16 protein-coding genes, 1 tRNA gene and 1 pseudogene are annotated in these 16869 nt (G+C 67.3%); 7 read left to right on the forward strand and 11 right to left on the reverse strand.

Annotated elements, in window-relative coordinates:
- Nucleotides 1–630 precede the first annotated feature (630 nt).
- Nucleotides 631–1540, reverse strand: a pseudogene (locus tag IEW24_RS00440) (LysR substrate-binding domain-containing protein).
- Nucleotides 1541–1642: 102 nt separating this feature from the next.
- On the opposite strand from IEW24_RS00440, the gene bla reads away from it, so the two are divergent.
- Together bla and IEW24_RS00450 are read left to right on the forward strand one after the other, a co-directional pair.
- Nucleotides 1643–2551: a class A beta-lactamase gene (gene bla / locus IEW24_RS00445; protein WP_188577210.1), complete on the forward strand. Its 909-nt coding sequence runs from the start codon at nt 1643–1645 to the stop codon at nt 2549–2551.
- 284 nt (nt 2552–2835) lie between these two features.
- Nucleotides 2836–3126 (forward strand): addiction module antidote protein, encoded by a 291-nt coding sequence (locus tag IEW24_RS00450; protein WP_188574373.1) that lies wholly within the window; start codon nt 2836–2838, stop codon nt 3124–3126.
- Between the two features lie 214 nt (nt 3127–3340).
- Here IEW24_RS00450 and cowN read toward each other — a convergent pair whose 3' ends face one another.
- Together cowN and IEW24_RS00460 are read right to left on the reverse strand one after the other, a co-directional pair.
- Nucleotides 3341–3658: a N(2)-fixation sustaining protein CowN gene (gene cowN, locus IEW24_RS00455; protein ID WP_188574375.1), complete on the reverse strand. Its 318-nt coding sequence runs from the start codon at nt 3656–3658 to the stop codon at nt 3341–3343.
- Nucleotides 3659–3860: 202 nt separating this feature from the next.
- The gene (locus IEW24_RS00460) at nt 3861–4658 is read right to left on the reverse strand and encodes a LytTR family DNA-binding domain-containing protein (protein WP_188574377.1); all 798 of its coding nucleotides are present in this window, start codon (nt 4656–4658) and stop codon (nt 3861–3863) included.
- Nucleotides 4659–4998: 340 nt separating this feature from the next.
- Here IEW24_RS00460 and IEW24_RS29155 point away from each other — a divergent pair, with 340 nt between their 5' ends.
- Nucleotides 4999–5313, forward strand: a complete 315-nt coding sequence (locus tag IEW24_RS29155; protein WP_507762628.1) for a YxzC family protein — start codon at nt 4999–5001, stop codon at nt 5311–5313.
- Between the two features lie 163 nt (nt 5314–5476).
- On the opposite strand, the gene IEW24_RS00465 is transcribed toward IEW24_RS29155, so the two are convergent.
- Both IEW24_RS00465 and IEW24_RS00470 read right to left on the reverse strand, forming a co-directional pair.
- On the reverse strand, nt 5477–5692 hold the full coding sequence (locus tag IEW24_RS00465; protein WP_188574379.1) for a helix-turn-helix domain-containing protein: 216 nt from the start codon (nt 5690–5692) through the stop codon (nt 5477–5479).
- Nucleotides 5693–5703: 11 nt separating this feature from the next.
- Nucleotides 5704–6264, reverse strand: coding sequence for a DUF2975 domain-containing protein (locus IEW24_RS00470; protein ID WP_188574381.1), 561 nt, complete (start codon nt 6262–6264; stop codon nt 5704–5706).
- Between the two features lie 101 nt (nt 6265–6365).
- On the opposite strand from IEW24_RS00470, the gene IEW24_RS00475 reads away from it, so the two are divergent.
- Nucleotides 6366–6749, forward strand: a complete 384-nt coding sequence (locus tag IEW24_RS00475; RefSeq protein WP_188574383.1) for a chlorophyllide reductase — start codon at nt 6366–6368, stop codon at nt 6747–6749.
- Nucleotides 6750–6759: 10 nt separating this feature from the next.
- Here the strand turns inward: IEW24_RS00475 and IEW24_RS00480 are convergent, their stop codons facing one another.
- From IEW24_RS00480 to IEW24_RS00490, 3 genes are all read right to left on the reverse strand, one after another.
- Complete coding sequence (locus IEW24_RS00480) at nt 6760–7206, reverse strand: NfeD family protein (RefSeq protein ID WP_188574384.1); 447 nt, start codon at nt 7204–7206, stop codon at nt 6760–6762.
- An 11-nt stretch (nt 7207–7217) separates the two neighbouring features.
- Complete coding sequence (locus IEW24_RS00485; RefSeq protein ID WP_188577212.1) at nt 7218–8300, reverse strand: SPFH domain-containing protein; 1083 nt, start codon at nt 8298–8300, stop codon at nt 7218–7220.
- Between the two features lie 317 nt (nt 8301–8617).
- Nucleotides 8618–9985: an MFS transporter gene (locus IEW24_RS00490; protein WP_188574386.1), complete on the reverse strand. Its 1368-nt coding sequence runs from the start codon at nt 9983–9985 to the stop codon at nt 8618–8620.
- Between the two features lie 94 nt (nt 9986–10079).
- On the opposite strand from IEW24_RS00490, the gene IEW24_RS00495 reads away from it, so the two are divergent.
- A complete protein-coding gene (locus IEW24_RS00495) occupies nt 10080–10994 on the forward strand; it encodes a LysR family transcriptional regulator (RefSeq protein ID WP_188577214.1) in 915 nt (304 codons plus the stop codon).
- Nucleotides 10995–11298: 304 nt separating this feature from the next.
- On the opposite strand, the gene hemH is transcribed toward IEW24_RS00495, so the two are convergent.
- The 3 genes from hemH to cpdR all read right to left on the reverse strand — a co-directional run bounded on the left by hemH (nt 11299) and on the right by cpdR (nt 13195).
- The gene (gene hemH, locus IEW24_RS00500) at nt 11299–12363 is read right to left on the reverse strand and encodes a ferrochelatase (protein ID WP_188574388.1); all 1065 of its coding nucleotides are present in this window, start codon (nt 12361–12363) and stop codon (nt 11299–11301) included.
- Between the two features lie 250 nt (nt 12364–12613).
- A tRNA-Val gene (locus tag IEW24_RS00505) sits at nt 12614–12688 on the reverse strand.
- A 141-nt stretch (nt 12689–12829) separates the two neighbouring features.
- Entirely contained in the window at nt 12830–13195 is a 366-nt protein-coding gene (cpdR, locus tag IEW24_RS00510) for a cell cycle two-component system response regulator CpdR (protein WP_188574390.1), read from the reverse strand.
- 490 nt (nt 13196–13685) lie between these two features.
- On the opposite strand from cpdR, the gene IEW24_RS00515 reads away from it, so the two are divergent.
- Together IEW24_RS00515 and hisN are read left to right on the forward strand one after the other, a co-directional pair.
- Nucleotides 13686–14573 carry an N-formylglutamate amidohydrolase gene (locus IEW24_RS00515; RefSeq protein ID WP_188574392.1) on the forward strand — a complete coding sequence of 296 codons (888 nt, stop codon included), beginning with the start codon at nt 13686–13688 and terminating at the stop codon, nt 14571–14573.
- A gap of 1483 nt (nt 14574–16056) precedes the next feature.
- On the forward strand, nt 16057–16845 hold the full coding sequence (gene hisN / locus IEW24_RS00520; RefSeq protein ID WP_188574394.1) for a histidinol-phosphatase: 789 nt from the start codon (nt 16057–16059) through the stop codon (nt 16843–16845).
- Nucleotides 16846–16869: the final 24 nt, after the last annotated feature.

Here is a 16869-nt window from a genome sequence, read left to right on the forward strand (position 1 = left end):
GCTTCAGGAAACGGATCGATGCACTTCGCAGTGCCGCAATCCGCTTCCGATCCCACCTCTAGGATCCGGACACTCCTTGGCGTGGGCAAAGCGGTCGGACGTGTGTGCGCCCGACCGCACTGCCGAATTTCCAATCCCGTGGCGCGGACTTTTCACCGGCTGGCGCACGGCGTGTCCGCTTATGTGTGAGTTAGGACCGGAGGTAAAAACACCTCCGTGCCCCGAGGGTCGGCTGAACCGAACACCTCGACAAAGCTGCGTCATCTCCCCCCGGAGGCGAAAGCGGCGCCAAAAATATGCGAAGTCCTTTCCAGACTAGGCTGGAAAGGCCGAAATAAACCCCGCTGAAACCGGAATTTGGAATCCCTGCCGCAGCGGATGTCTGATTATTCAGCTGCGCTCAGGCAAAAATCAATAAGCCGTTATTACAAAACTTCAGAATCTTATGCGGTGCGGCAAAGCTTACGGAAAAGCGTTGGTTTTCCGGCGCTTTGCATTGCTAGCAAATTAAATCGCTGAACGAGTGGTGTGTTTATCGTACCTCCATACAGCTTGGCGGTGGCGGTTCGAGGGTAGAGATTACGTCACGCTGACGTATGGCTTGCGGTCAAGATTACGTCTTGGAGGCGTCTACGGGCGGCTGGCGGGCGCGGCCATGGCGGCGGTTTCCGCGCTGTCCGTCTCGCGCGTGAGCCAGGTGCGGAAGGCGGCCATGGCCGGGCTCTCGGGCCGCGTGTTGAGCCGGGTGAGCCAGTAGCATCCCGCATCGATGGCCAGCGCAAACGGCTGCACCAGCCGCTCGGCGGCAAGCTCGGCGGTGAACATGGGCACGGGCAGCAGCGCCACGCCGAGCCCGGCGGCGGCCGCCCCCGCCATCAGGGTTGAACTGTCGAACACCGGCCCGCGCAGCGGCGGGGCGGGGACACCGGCGGCGGCGAACCAGCGTTCCCATTCCTCCGCCCGGTAGGAGCGCAGCAGCGGCAAGGCGGCGAGATCGGCGGGGCGCGCCAGCCCCGCCGCCAGCGCCGGGGCGCACAGCGGGGCCAGCGGCGCGGCGAGGAGCGGCGTTGCCGCCACGCCGTGCCAGGCGCCGTCGCCGAAGCGGATGGCGCAGTCGAGCCCTTCGCCCGCCAGATCCACCTTGTTGTTATTGGTGCGCACCCTGAGATCCACGCCCGGATGGGCGGCGGAAAAGGCGGGAAGGCGCGGCAGCAGCCAGCCGAGCGCGAAGGTGCCGACCACGCCGACCGTCAGGGCCTCGCGCAGCCGCCCGTCCATGAACTGGTCCAGCGTGGCGCCGATGCGGTCGAACGCCTCGCGCACCAGCGGCATCAGGGCCGCGCCCTCGTCGGTGAGCGCCAGTCCGCGCGGCAGGCGGCGGAACAGGGGGGGCGCCGAGCCGCGTCTCCAGCGCCTTGATCTGGTGGCTCACGGCGGCCTGCCCCACGCACAGCTCCATGGCGGCGCGGGTGATGTTGAGATGCCGCGCGGCGGCCTCGAAGGCGCGCAGGGCATTGAGCGGAAGCTGGGGACGGTCCATGTCAGAGCCATTAGATCAATTCATGCCAGCGTCGAGATATCATTGTTTGTGGGGCGGCGCGCGCTTGGGCATCGTCCGGCCGCGAAACAGGAGGATGTCGTGATGCTTTCCCGCCGCCGGATGATGTTGACCCTTGCCGCCGCCAGCGCGGCGCCCCTGGCTTCGTTTTCCCTGTCGGGCCGTGCTCTGGCGCTTGAGCCGGCAAAGCCCTTCGGTGGCTCCGCGCTGGCCGAGGGCATCACCGCGCTGGAGGCGAAGAGCGGCGGCAGGCTGGGCGTGGCGGTGCGGGACACGGGCAATGGCGCCCGCTTCGCCCATCGCGGCGGGACGCGCTTTCCCATGTGCAGCACCTTCAAATTTCTATTGGCTGCCGCCGTTCTGGAGCGCGTGGATGGAGGCAAGATGCAGCTCGCCACCCTGCTGCCCATCCGTCCGGTGGATGTGATCGACTATTCGCCCATGGTGGAGAAGAACGTGGGCACGGGCGCGAGCGTCGAGGCCCTTTGCGCGGCCACCATGACGCTGTCCGACAACGGCGCGGCCAATCTGCTGCTCGCCGCCATCGGTGGCCCGAAGGCCGTCACCGCCTTCGCCCGCAGGCTCGGCGATCCGGTGACGCGGCTCGACCGGACTGAGCCGGCACTCAACGTGGTGCCGCCCGGCGAGACGCTGGACACCACCACGCCCGACGCCATGGCGGACGATCTGGAAAAGCTGGTGCTCGGCGATGGGCTGAAGGCCGGTTCGCGGGCGCTTCTCACGCAATGGCTGCTGGATTGCAAGACCGGCGACAAGCGCCTGCGCGCGGGTCTGCCGTCCGGCTGGAAGGTGGGCGACAAGACCGGCACCGGGCCGAAGCGCACCGGCACCGCGAATGACATCGCCGTGCTCTGGCCGCCCGGTCGCGCGCCGCTGATCGTGACCAGCTACCTCACCGCGAGCAAGCTGGACGGCGCGGGCAACGATGCCATCCATGCGGACGTGGCACGGCTGGTGGCGGGGGCGGTGTGAGGGCGTTCGTGATCAAGGGAAGAGGCCGCGCCATGCCCCCTCCCAACCCTCCCCCGCAAGCGGGAGAGGGCTTTCCCTGCTGAGAGTTCAAGCGTGGCGATGCGGTTGGCGCAACCGGCTCCCTCTCTTAGCTGCGGGGGAGGGATGGGGAGGGGGCAGGCCGGGCGCAAGGCCGGGCGACTTCGTTGGCTCTGTGAACTATAGTTATCGGGCGATGAGGAGTTCTGGTGCGCGCGGCTGACCGTTCCTCCAACTGCTCGCAGCGCAGATGGAGGAGGACGACCATGACTGAGCGTGCGATCAGAAGCGAGCCGACCACCCCTTGGGACATGGCCGATCACGTGGATACGCCGGAGGCGGTTGCGGCCTATCTGGAAGCGGCGTTCGAGGATGGCGAGCCGGCGGTGATCGCCACCGCGCTCGGCGCCATTGCCCGCTCGCGGGGCATGAGCGAGGTGGCCCGGCAGGCCGGTGTCACCCGCGAGGCGCTCTATAAGGCGCTCAGTCCGGATGGTGATCCACGCCTGTCCACCTTTCTCGGCGTGCTGAAGGCTTTAGAGCATGTTCGGCTTTGATTGCTCCGCAATCCAAGCCGAAAAACATTCTCTATCAATAAATTGGAGTGTTTCAGTGTTTCCATGAAACAATGAAACACTCTGGGGCTTCAGCTGACCGTTGCGCCGGAGCGGCCGGCGGCGTGACACTGGCGCGCGGGTGGGCGGCCCCGCGCGGCGTCAGTGGCAAAGGTGCGTGCGGTTCTGCGAAGGCAAACCTGTCAAACCGGCACGGTCAAAAGCACTCTTCTTCCAGCTTCTTCAGGTCGGCGAGCGCCTGCTCGTCGTCGTGGGTCTCGAACAGGTCCACCATGTAATAGACGTGGGAGTGCAGTAGCAGCAGCTTGTCCTGGATGCTGGCGCCGCCGTCCACCGCCGCCTGCAGGCGGGCCTTGAAGCGGTCCCAGAAGGCGTTGCCGGTCTCGGGATTGTCGATATAGCGCGACAGATGGTCGAGCACGCGGGCCATGTTGCCCTCGAAATCGATGTCGAGGAAGGAGACGTAGCGGTCGCCCGCAGGCGTGTTGGGCGCGGTGTTGAGGGTCGTGGTCATGAAAAACCTGCCGTCGTCATGGGTCTGAAGCCGATCGCGAACAGATATGTCCGGCCCGGCAGCCCCGGGCACCGGCCCGGTTTCCATGAGAGGGCCACGCGCGAGGGCTGGCCCGCAACGGCCCGTGCCCCACGCGCCCGGCGCCTGCATGAGTGACATCTGGCCTGCGTGAATGGTCGGCGGCGCAGGCATGCAAAGGGCCTCACACCGCCAGCATGCGGCGCATCTCGGCAACCTTCGCCCGGCTGACGGGCAGGCGGGTGCCGGCGGCATCCGCCATGCGCAGGTGCCAGCGCCCGTCGGCGCGCTCGGCGGCGCGCACGTGGCGGATGTTCACCACATGCCGCCGGTGCACCCGCAGGAAGCGGGCCGGATCGAGCCGCTGCTCAAGATCGGCCAGCGCACGCGGGCAGAAGGCGGTGAACTGCCGCGTGGCGGCTCGGGCGTAATGACCTTCGGCGGAGAGGAACACCACGTCGTCCACGTCAATGAGGGTGGTGACGTCCCCGGTGCCGCGCATGACGGGCAGCTTCAGCAGCAGCGGCACCGCTTCGGGCTCGGGCGGCGGGGGCTCGCCCATCACCCGGTCGCCCAGCGTGTGGAACATCATGCAGAAGCCGCCGTCGCCCCCCTCCAGCCGCGCCACCTTGGCCACCAGACTGCCCATGGCGGTGGTGACAACGAGGGAGGCGGCGCCGTCCTCGGCTTTTTCGGCGCTGTCGATGAGGAAGGCGACTTTCGCGCGGGCGGCCTCGGGGTGGAGGGCGAGAATCTCGGTGCCGAACAGCGGTTCGCCGCGCTGGGCCAGCATGCGCCGGGCGAGCGGATTGGCGGCGCGGATGCGCCGGTCGGCATCGAGCAGGATGACGCCCACGGGGGTGCGCTGGAGCGTGTATTCGAACGGCAGCGGGGCTGCGGGCGGCGTCGTGCCGGCGGCGGCCGGCGCGGTGGGCTGCGGGGGCGCCGCCGGGCGCGGCGCGCAGATCGGCCTTGAGGTCATCTCGTCGAGATCATCGCGCCCGCGTCCCGCGGCCCGGACGGAGAGGGATGCCGCGCGCGAAAGTCTAGGCTGCCCGCCCGTCCACCGGAACGGGCGGGCGCTACCTTAGAAAGGCCGGCGTTTCACGGGGCATGCGTGCGGTGGCGCGGGTTGTGGGGCGTGACGGCGCGCCGGTGCAAGGGCTGCGCGAAAAGGTCGCTGCCTGCTGGGCGGGAGCGGTTCAATCACTCGCCACTCGAAGTAGCTCAAATCACATCGGCTCATCCCCAATGCTTAATCATGTCAATGACCGATGAAAATGCTTTCCTCCTCTGCTGGAGCACTTCATGATCATCGGGCGATGAAGACCAGAGCACACTGGGTAGATCTGCCAACTCGCTCAGCGGTCTTAAGCAGGCTCGCTGATTTGGCGGATGGCAGCCTCTCACCCGGCGATGCAAGCACTTGGGCCGAAACGTGGCTCCTTGCCGATCAGACCCCGGGTGCGGTCGTGCAGATCAAGGACTGGCCTGTGTGGGAAGCATTGACGCGACTTGCAGGAGCCGACCTGCTGGCTGAACCCGGCTCCTACCTATATGGAGCTGACGATTTTAGGGACTGGCTTGAGCAACTAAAGAGCTCCCCGTTACCGCCCGGCTCATCAGTCGAGAGTTAATGAGTTTACGGTCAAAATTCTCCGCCCGCCTGGCGGCACCACGTGGATCCCCGGAATAAGTCCGGGGATGACGGTTCATTTTCTGCATCGGTGATCCGAGCGGACTGGCAGTCGGCCTTACGCCGCCCACGATGGGCTCCTCCAGCGTGAATACGCGGTTTACCTACCCGCCCGTTCCGGGCTCATAGCGGAGAAGATCGCCCGGCTGGCAGTCCAGATACTGGCAGATCTTCTCCAGCGTCTCGAACCGCACGCCCTTCACCTTGCCTTGCTTGAGCAGGGAGAGGTTGGCCTCGGTGATCCCCACGTGCTCGGCCAAGTCCTTCGACTTGATGTTGCGCTCGGCGAGCATCACGCCGAGCCTGACCTTTATGGGCATGGCGAAGGACCTCAGACGAACTGGCGGTTTTCGTCGGCGATCGCCGCTGCCTCGGCCATGATGGAGGCCATCACCGCCACGGTTCCGGCCAGCACGAGCGCCAGCAGCGTGTCCGAGCCCACATGGAGGGCCAGGGACCACGGTCCATTCCCCCTCTGCGCGCTGAGGAGCAGGGACAGGGCCGCCCCCGCCGCCGGCTTCAGCAGCGCGGCCGCGATTACGGCAAGGGCGAAGGTCCGCAGCCGCCGGATCGGCGTGGCGGAGAACACCGTGCCGGCGGCGAAGGCGCGGAAGCAGCGCCGCGCGCTCACCAGCCCGTAGATGAGGGCGCCGAGCGGGATCATCGACACGGCGAAGCCCAAGGCGCGGGCCGCCGGCCCCAGTTCCGCCCCGGCGTCGGCCGCGAGGCCGGCCTGCGCGAAGAGGGCGGGGGCGGGGGTCATGATCCAGTAGACGAGCATGCCGGCAGCCAGCAGCACCGCCGTTGCCGTGCACAGGGCGGCCATGGCGCGGCTCAGCCGGGCAAGGGCGGTCAGCCGGGGATGGTGTGCGGGCGCGGCAAGCGGCGGCATGGGTCTACTCCAGATGAGTTGTCGCCGCATAATGGCAAAAAATTATCGTTTGACAATAAAATATTTTCGCAGGACGGTTTGGGTGCCAAAGGAGGCCTGCCATGTCCATCATCCCTCGCCGCCGACTGCCCGCCTGTGTTCTTGTTCTGTCGGGGGCCTTGTCCTCGGTTCTGCCCGTGGCCGCTGCGCCTTCCACCGCGCAGGGGCGGCTGTCCGTGGCGCAGGTCCAGCAGATGCTGGACGGCGCTCCGGTCGATCGCGTGGCGCAGCAGGTGCTCGTCGCCTATCTGGCGGGCGTGGGGGAGACGGCCGGCGTGGTGGTGGACATGAGCCGGGCCGTCTGCCGGCAGCCGCTCAGCCTGTCGTCCTCGGATGTGCGCGAGGCCATCGATACGGCGGCCCGGCGCGACGACAGGGCCGAGGTGCCGGCAACGCCGCTGATCGTGCGCGACATGCTCAGGCGCGCCGGCTGCCAGAAAGCGTGAGCGCGGCGCCCTACGCCGCCCCCACCACCAGCACGGCGCCGTCGGTCTTCAGCACGATCACCTTGGCGCCGGCCGGAAGGTCGGGGCCGTCCACGCGCCAGATGGTGTCGTCGATGCGCACGCGCCCCGTGCCGCCGACAATGGGCTCTTCCAGCGTGAACACGCGGCCCACCTGCCCGTCGGCACGGCGGTTGAGGAAGGGATGGTCCGAGGGGCGGGCGCGGGCCGAGACCTGCCGGCCGATCACCACCGCCACCACTGCCAGCAGCGCGAAAGCGACGATCTGCATCTGCCAGCTGACCGCCGCCGCCAGCACGATGAAGCCGGTGACGAGGGCGGCAAGGCCGAGCCAGAGCAGGAAGGCGCCGGGCAGGATGATCTCCGCCACCAGCAGCACGCCGCCGAGCACGAACCAGGCCCAGGAAGCGTCCCAAAGGCCATTGGTGAGAAAGGTCACAGGTGCTCTCCTCAGCCGCCGGCGCCGCCACCGAAGCGCATCTCCACGCTCTGGCCGGCGGTCGGCGTGGAGGTGGTGCGCGCGGCGCCCGCATTCTGGCCCGCGCTCGGCCCCGTGGGCGAGGCCGGGCGACGGTTGCCGCCTCCGGCAGGCCCGGAGCCACCGGAGCCACCGCCCGAACCACCGCCGAACGCCTCGCGGGCGATCTCGCCGATGCCGGCAAGGCTTGAGACCAGCGCGCTCGCCTCATAGGGCATCATGATGACCTTCTGGTTCGGCGCCTTGGCGAGGCTCTCGAACGCCTGCACATACTTCTCGGCGATATAGTAATTGAGCGCCGCCATTTCGCCCGAGGCCACCGCGCTGGAGAGCACGGAGGTGGCGTTGGCCTCGGCTTCGGCGAGGCGCTCGCGGGCTTCCGCGTCGCGGCGGGCAGCCTCGAGGCGACCTTCGGCCTCAAGGATATGGGCCTGCTTCTGGCCTTCCGCGCGCAGGATTTCGGACTGGCGCATGCCTTCGGCTTCCAGAATGGAGGCGCGCTTCTCGCGCTCGGCCTTCATCTGCCGGCCCATGGCGTTCACGAGGTCCGCCGGGGGCACGATGTCGCGGATCTCGATGCGCGTCACCTTCACGCCCCAGCTGGCGGCGGCGGCATCCACCACGTGGAGCAGGCGCTCATTGATGGCGTCGCGATGGGAGAGCAGCTGATCAAGATCCATGGAGCCCATGACGGTGCGGATATTGGTCATGGTGAGCGCCAGAATGGCGGTGTCGAGCTGGGCCACCTCGTAGGAGGCTTTCGCGGCGTCGAACACCTGGAAGAAGGTGATGCCGTCCACGGAGACGGTGGCATTGTCCTTGGTGATCACCTCCTGCGTGGGGACGTTGAGCACCTGCTCCATGACGTTCACCCGGTTGCCGATGGTGTCGATGAAGGGGACGATGAGATTGAGGCCGGGGGAGAGGGTGCCGGTGTAGCGGCGGAAGCGCTCCACCGTATATTGATAGCCCTGCGGCACCGTCTTCACGCCGGCCACGACCACGGTGATGGCGAGGACCAGCAGCACCAGCACGAAGATGCTGGCTCCGGACAAGATCATGGTGCGTCTCCCGTTTTCCCGGCCGGCGGCAAGCCAGCGCGCCCGATATGGGCACGCGCCTGCCTTCGGGGCAAGGGCGGGGGGAGAGGTTGGAGGGGTTTTGGAAAGGGGCGGCGCGGGGGCAATCCCAGACCCGGCGTCTCGTCAGACCTAGCCGCATCAGCGCTTCGCGCGCCCCCTCCCTGCCCTCCCGCGCAAGCGGGAGAGGGGGAAATGGGATGGCGGGCGCACAGTCCGGCTGGCGCGGCAGGCTCCCTCTCCCGCTTGCGGGGGAGGGGTGGGGAGGGGGAAACGGCGGGCCGTCTCCGCCCCTACTTCGCTGCCGGCCTGGCCACCTTCGCCGGCACCGGAACGGTGAGCGAGAGCAGGGCGCCTGCCAGGGCGAAGCCGCCGGTCAGCAGGCACACGAAGGGCCAGCCGCCATGGCTCCAGAACCAGCCGCCCACCGAGCCGATGAGGCTGGAGCCGATGTAATAGAACAGGAGGTACAGCGAGGCCGCATGTCCCTTCGCGGTGCCGGCCAGCGGCCCCACCGCGCCGGAGGCGGCCGAATGGGTGACGAAGAAGCCGATCGTCACCAGCGCGATGCCCGCCACCACCAGCGTCAGCGGCGCCGCCAGCGTCAGGGCGACGCCCGCGAGCATCAAGGCGAAGCCGGCCACCAGCAGCGGGCGGCGGCCGAAGCGGTCGGATAGCGAGCCCGACACCTGCGAGGACACCACGCCGAAGCCGTAGCACAGGAAGATCAGGCTGATCTGCGTGGGGTTGAGGCCGTACGGCTCCCCCGCCAGCCGGAAGGTGGCGTAGTTGAACAGCGTCACGAAGATGCTGGTGAGCATGAAGCCGATGGCATAGACGCGCAGCAGGCGCCGGTTGCGCAGGTGTCCGGCCCACGCCTTGAGATGGAAGGCGGGATCGAACCCGGCCTTCGGTACGAAATGGCGCGAGGCCGGCAGCAGCAGCACGAAGCCCAGCGCCGAGACGAGGCACAGCGCGCCCAGCACGCCCAGCGCCATGCGCCACGAGGTGAATTCGGTCATCAGCCCCATGCCCACGCGGCCGAGCATGGCCCCGAAGGCGGTGCCGCCCACATAGAGGCCCATGGCCTTGCCGAGATGGGCGGGGTCGATCTCCTCCGCCAGCCACGCCATGGCCACCGCCGGCACGCCGCCGAGCACGAGGCCCTCCGCCGCGCGGGCGATGAGCAGGCCGTGCCAGCTCGGGATCATGGCCGCCACGAGGTTCAGCGCCGCGCCGAACAGCATGGAGCCGAACATCAGCCCGCGCCGGCCCCAGGCCTGCGAGAACACGCTGGCGATGAGGATCGCCACCGCGAGCATGCCGGTGGTGAGCGAGAGCGCCAGCGCGCTTTCCGCCGGGCTCACGCCGAAGCTGCGGGCGAAATCCGGCAGCAGCGGCTGCACGCAATAGAGCAGCGAGAAGCTGGCGAAGCCGGCGAGGAACAGGGCCAGGCCCGCGCGGCGATATTCCGCCGTGCCGCGCCGGATGAAGGGCGCGATGGCGGGCGGCAGGGTCTCGGCGGTGACGGCATCGCCTTCAAGCGCTTCGGCGTCGATGGCGTCGCTGATGGCGGGCGGGGCCGTCAGGTCACGGGCGAGAACAGTCTGGACGAGGGTGTTTTCGAGGGCGTCGCCTGAGGCGGCGATGGGGGCAGCCATGATGTCTCAACTTTCTTCCGGCTTGAGATAGCTGCACTGCTCCCAAGGGTCCAATATATGGAAATGGCCTTTGCCATATGTTAAATGAATGGCGATGGAACTGCGCCACATCCGCTATTTCCTCACCGTCGCGGACGAGGGGAATTTCACCCGCGCCGCCGCGCGCCTCGGCATCGGCCAGCCGCCGCTCAGCCAGCAGATCAAGGATCTGGAGCGCGAGGTGGGCACGCTGCTGTTCCACCGCGTGCCCCATGGCGCGGAACTGACCGAGGCCGGCGCGGCCTTCCTCGATGCGGTGAAATCCATGCCCGCTCAGGCGATCGCCGCCGGAGAGGCCGCCCGCCGGGCGGCGCGCGGCGAGACCGGGCAACTGGCCATCGGCGTGGTGGGCACGGCGACGCTGAACCCGGTGCTCCCCGCCAGCATCCGCGCCTATCGCCGGGCCTATCCGGAGGTGGAGCTGAAGCTGGAGGAGGGCCATTCCGTGGGGCTGGTGGAGGGGCTCATGGCGGGGCGGCTGGATGTGGCGATCCTGCGCCCGTCCGCCTCCGATCCGGAGGAACTGACGGTGCGCACCCTGCTGGAGGATGATCTGGTGGCCGCTCTGCCCGCGGCCCATCCCGAGGCGCGGGGCACGGGTGGTCTCGATCTGGCGGTGCTGGCGGGTGATCCGCTGATCATGACGCCGCGCGCCCTGGGCACGGGCCTGCACGACACGGCGCTGGAGGCCTGCCGGGCGGCGGGGTTCGAGCCGGTGCTGGGCCAGCCGGCCCCGCAGATCACCTCCATGCTGTCGCTGGTGGCGGCGGAGCTTGGGGTGTCGCTGGTGCCGGCCTCCATGCGCCAGTTGGGGTTCGCGGGCGTGGCCTATCGCACGCTGCGCCCGCCGGTGCCGCATGTGGGGCTTGCGCTCGCCCACCGCAGCCAGCGCCCGGCGCAGACCGTGCTGAACTTCACCGCTCTGGCGCGGGCGGCGGCAAGGCGGCTGGGGGTGGGGCGGGAGGAGTAGGGGGCGTTGCGCCCGGTCTGCCCCCTCCCCAACCCTCCCCCGCAAGCGGGAGAGGGGGCCTGTTGCGCTGTGGGGCGAGGAGGCTCTGATCTGCCGGGCACCCCTATCCACTCGTCATGGCCGGGCTTGACCCGGCCATCCACGTCGGGCCGACGGTGGTTGGTTGGAAAGCTGGAACCCCGACCGCGCGCGCATATGGCATCCATCCACCCGGCCGATGGACGTGGATGGCCGGGTCAAGCCCGGCCATGACGATCCTCTGCTGCATCGGTATCGGGCTTGAACGCCGAAAGGCCCGCCGCCCTCAGCCCTTAATCCACCCCGCAAGCTCGCGCAGCACCACCGCCTCGATCACCCGCATGCCTTCGTCCGTGTCGTTGAGGCACGGGATGGCCGCGAACTTCTCGCCGCCGTTGTGCAGGAAGATCTCGGCATTCTCGCCGCCGATCTCCTCCAGCGTCTCCAGACAGTCGGCGGTGAAGCCGGGGTTGAGGATGGCCATGCGCTTCACGCCGCTCTTCGCCAAAGCCTCAACCGTCTTGTCGGTGTAGGGCTGAAGCCACTCCTCCTTGCCGAAGCGCGACTGGAAGGTGAGGCGGAATTTCTGCTCCGACATGCCAAGCCGCTCGCGCAGCAGGCGCGCGGTCTTGATGCACTGGCAGGCGTAGGGGTCGCCCTTCTCGTGATAGGACTTCGGGATGCCGTGGAAGGAGGCGAGGATCACCTCCGGCTCGAAATCCAGCGCCTTCAGATGCCCCTCCAGCGAGGTGGCGAGCGCGTCGATATAGACCGGATCGTCATGCCAGGGCGGGGCCAGGCGCACGCTCGGCTGCCAGCGCATCTTCGCCAGCTTCTCGAACGCCTTGTCGCCCACGGTGGCGGTGGTGGCGGCGGCATATTGGGGATAGAGCGGCACGATGAGGATGCGGTCGCAGCCGGCCTTCTGCAAAGCCTCGATGCGGTCGGGCATGGAGGGGAAGCCGTAGCGCATGGCCCAGTCCACCACGATGCGCTCGTCGCGCCCGCCGATCCGCGCGGCAAGCTTTTCCGCCTGCCCGCGGGTGATGGTCTTCAGCGGCCCCTCGTTGCGCTCCTTGTTCCAGATGGTCTCGTAATCCTTGCCCTTCGGCCCCGGTCGCTTGGTGAGGATGATGGCGTTGAGCACGAACCACCACAGCGCCCGGTTGGCCTCGATGACGCGCGGATCGGAGAGGAATTCCTTCAGATAGCGGCGCATGGACCAATAGTCCGTGCCCTCCGGCGTGCCGAGATTGACCAGCAGCACGCCGATGCGGCCGAAGGCGATCTTCGGATGGGCGGAGGGCAGGGTCGTCGCGGTGGCCTGAGCGGCGGGGGCGGTGGTCGTCATGGTCATCATTCACCTCTGGATCGCCACATGGGCCGCCGGGGAGAAGCCGTCAATGGGGCAGATCAAACCGCTGTTTCTCCCGTCCGGGCGGGAGGCATGCCGCCGGGCGATGGTGTCAGCGTGGCCGTTGGCATGCGTTCGGCTTACGCGCACACGGCGCGCGCGGATGCGCATGGCACGCATGCGCAGGCCCCGGCGCGTGGCCGCGAGGCTTTTGGGCCATATGTCGAATGTGGGCTTAAGGAACGGATGGTGGGCACGACAGGGATTGAACCTGTGACCCCCTCGATGTCAACGAGGTGCTCTCCCGCTGAGCTACGCGCCCATCCGTCAGGAGGTGGCCTCTATATCGGCTCGCTATTGCGGATGCAAGCCACCATGGAAGGCCATGTTGTGCACGGCTGGGGATGACCGTGCGAACCCTTTGGTTTCAGGCGGCCCGGGCCGCCCTTTTTACCCTCGCGGCTCAGGCCGCCTGAAGGATCTTGTGCACTTCGCTGACGAGGTCGCGCAGATGGAAGGGCTTGGACAGCACCTTTGCTTCGCAGGGCGCTTCCATGTCCGCATTCAGCGCCACGGCGGCGAAGCCGGTGATGAACATCACCTTCAGGTCGGGATCGAGCTCGGTGGCGCGGCGCGCCAGCTCGATGCCGTCCATCTCCGGCATGACGATGTCGGTCAGGAGCAGCTCGAACGGCTCCTCACGCATGCGCTCGTAAGCGGAACGGCCATTGTCGAAGGAGGCGACCTGATAGCCGGCGTTCTGCAGCGCCTTCACCAGGAAGCGCCGCATGTCGTTGTCGTCTTCGGCGAGCAGAATCTTCACGCCCATCCCCTTAGATCATCATCACGGCCGCACCCGAGCCCGAAGGCGGGCAGCCGATCCTCAAGTCTGGTGTCGCCCAAACGGGTAAATTCGAAGTGAACCATGCACCCGAAAAAGGCAGACGCAGACGCCGGCGCGGCGTCATCCATTGGAGACTGTTTGGTGAGCCGGATCGACGCTTCAGATCATCAATCTGAACCGATCCGCCTCCATGGAGCGGTTAGACCGCAACCCTGTCGTCTTCACAAGGGCCTTGCCAAGGTTGGGTTAAGATGACGGCGCCGGGGCACGCCATGAAACGGCGGTTACTGGGGGAAGGGAACGCCGGCCGGATGGATTTGCTCCGATCTGATCCGGCTCTAAGTTGTCCCCGGCCTGCCCTTAAGCCCTTCCAAGCGGTGGCCAAGTTGCGCATGATAAGAGAACGCCATCCTCTTGGCGCCTGTCTCTCGGTCGGGTTCGCCCGTCTTTCGATTTCGCGGATTCCCGTTCCTCGATGACTGCCTGCCTTGCCGATACCATCGACCCGTCGTTCGAAATCCTCTCGCCGGAGGAGCCCGCCGGGCCGTTCGTGTTCAACTCGCCGCACAGCGGGCGCATCTATCCGCGCCCCTTCGTCGAGCAGGCGCGGCTCGATTTCGAGACCCTGCGCCGCTCCGAGGATAGCTTCGTGGACGAGCTGTTCCTGGATGTGGTGGCTGCCGGCATGCCGCTGATGCGGGCGCTGTTCCCGCGCGCCTTCCTCGATCTCAACCGCGAGCCCTATGAGCTGGACCCGCGCATGTTCGACGGCCGCCTGCCGGCCTTCGCCAACACGCGCTCGATCCGGGTGTCCGGCGGGCTGGGCACCATTGCCCGCGTGGTGGGCGATGCGCAGGAGATCTATCCGCGCCGCCTCACGGTGGCCGAGGGCATGGAGCGCATCGAGGCCTTCTACAAGCCCTACCATCAGGCGCTGCGGCGGCTGATCTCGCGCACCCACCGCAGCTTCGGCGCGGCGGTGCTGGTGGACTGCCATTCCATGCCGTCCGGCCCCGCCCGCGACGACCACACCCGGGCCGATTTCGTGATCGGCGACCGCTACGGCACCTCCTGCGCCGCGCTGGTGACGGAGGCGCTGGAGCATGAGCTGTCCGCGCGCGGCTATGTGGTGGTGCGCAACAAGCCCTATGCGGGCGGATACATCACCGAGCATTACGGCAATCCCGCCGCCGGCATGCATGCGGTGCAGATCGAGATCAATCGCGGCCTCTATATGGATGAGGCCACTTATGTGCGCGGAGCGGATTTCTACCGCGTCAGGGCGGATCTGGCGGATGTGGCGCGCCAGCTGTTCGAACTGGCCGACGAACTCGCGCCGCCGCGCGCCGCTGCCGCCGAGTGATCTCCTGACCCTTGGTTAAGTAACTGGCGGGGCTGGCGTCATCGCTGCCCGTCCACACCCCTCTGCAACCCAGGGACGGGGTGCGTGCAGGCGCGCACCGAGGCGTGCAAACACCTGCGGCAGCTGTCGGATTTGTGAGGGGATGCCAACATGTCGCAGCACAGTCACGCTTGACCAAGCGGAAGCCGTCACACTTCTGCCTTGCGTTTTGCGAATGGCAGATATACGAATTCGTTGGTGAGCCGAGATAACCAAACGGTACCGGCTCTCTCCGTTGCGTTTCGGTGGCCCAAAAAAGAAAGGGGCCGTCCGCAAGCGAACGGCCCAAGTCTAGGGAGGAAACGCCCAAGGAGGGCAGCGACACAGCGACGCCAATCGCCATGTCGCAATAGCCGATTGCGGTGCCAGAAATCAAGTCCTGTTTTGTCGCAGGCGCAAAAAATGGTTCAAGCACCTGAAAAGTCTGAATTAATTTTACATCCTTTATGGCGCCCTTTGCGGTGCCGCCTGGCTCCGGCAGCGGAATCGACTGCCGGGGCCGTTTCCCAGCCATCGCAATGCACCCGAATGCCCTTCTGAGGTACCGCCTTGCGGTGACGCCTCTGTTTCTGTCGGGGGCCGGGAGAGGATTTGAAGGCCGGTTGCCGCCGGGCGCGCGCCGCCAGGTGTGGCAGCGGGCAGAGATGGCAAGCGGGGCGCCACGGGAACCGGGGCGCCGGCCGTGGGTTTCTACAGTGGAAGGGTCGAGGAAACGCCCACGGAGGGAGCCCGCAAGAGGCTGCCCCGCGGGAGATGGCAGAAGGCGGGGCGGACCGAGGCAAAGGTCCGGCGTCCGCGCAGCTCTGAAATGGTCTGGATAGATCCGCTCTTGAAAGAGCCGGTGTACGCACGGCGCAGCCGCTTGCGTGCAGGGTGTCTTTTCAGGAGCGCGACGGCGTGCGCGTGCCGCTGTTCCAGATGTCGGGCTGTTGAGCTGAAGTTGCCGCCAAGCAGCGCCCTAAAATAAAGGGGCCGCTCACGTAGAGCGGCCCAAGTCTAGGGAGGAAACGCCCAAGGAGGGCAGCGGCATCGCAGCGATGCAATACCGCGCCGCATCAATATGAGCTTTTGCCCCCTCTGCATCAAGTATGTGCCGTGGTGATAGTTTGAGCATGCCATAAAAACAGGTTTCCGTTTGTTCCCAATGATTTAATGCGATTTAGCCCATCGCATGTGCCGTTGATGCCGCGGGCATGCCCCAAAAACAGACGATGTCTCCTTCGCAGGCGCAAGATGCCGAGCTTCAGCTGGCGGGCGATTCCATGGACGCCGCCACCCGGCCCGTGCCGGATGGAGGCGGGCCTGCGGCGGCGCGCGTGCGCAACGGGCCATTCCCTTGCGCGCGGTTTCGCTTTAGAGCCGGTCGGCGATCCGCCCGATGCGCCGGCTTGATCCGCCGGGGCAGGGCGCTCCCTGATTCAGGACATGCTCTAGGACACATCCCATGACCGCCGTCGCCATCGACGCCTTCGTCCATGACCTCGCCACCAAGTCCGGCGAGGCCATCCTGCCCTTCTTCCGCACCGCCATCGGTGTCGAGGACAAGGGCGGCAAGCGCGGCCGCGCGTTCGATCCCGTCACGGAGGCCGACCGCGCCGCCGAGCAGGTGATGCGGCGCATGATCACCGCCGCCTTCCCCGAGCATGGCATCATCGGCGAGGAGTTCGGCCTGGAGCGTCCGGACGCGCGCTATGTGTGGGCGCTGGACCCCATCGACGGCACCAAGTCCTTCATCTCCGGCATGCCCGCCTGGGGCACGCTGATCGGCCTGCTGAAAGACCACAAGCCGGTCTACGGCATGATGCATCAGCCCTTCATCGGCGAGCGCTTCTATGGCGATGGCGGCAGTGCTCATTATCAGGGCCCCGCCGGCAAGCGCCGCCTGCTGGTGCGCGACTGCGAGAAGCTGGAGGACGCCATCCTCTTCACCACCAGCCCGCTGCTGATGGAAGCGGAGGAGCGCGCGCTGTTCCAGGGCGTGGAGCAGCACGTGCGTCTCTCGCGCTATGGCGGTGACTGCTATTCCTACTGCATGGTGGCGGCGGGTCTCGTGGATCTGGTGATCGAGACCGGCCTCAAGGACCACGACATCGTGCCGCTGATCCCGGTGATCGAGGGCGCGGGCGGCATCGTCACCGACTGGGACGGCAATGCGCCGCTCTCCGGCGGCCGCGTGGTGGTGGCCGGCAGCCGCGCCGTGCACGAGCAGGCGCTGAAGCGCCTGAACCCCTGAGGGGTGGCCGCAACGGGCAGGCGG

The organism is Azorhizobium oxalatiphilum (genome assembly GCF_014635325.1).
Lineage (GTDB): Bacteria > Pseudomonadota > Alphaproteobacteria > Rhizobiales > Xanthobacteraceae > Azorhizobium > Azorhizobium oxalatiphilum.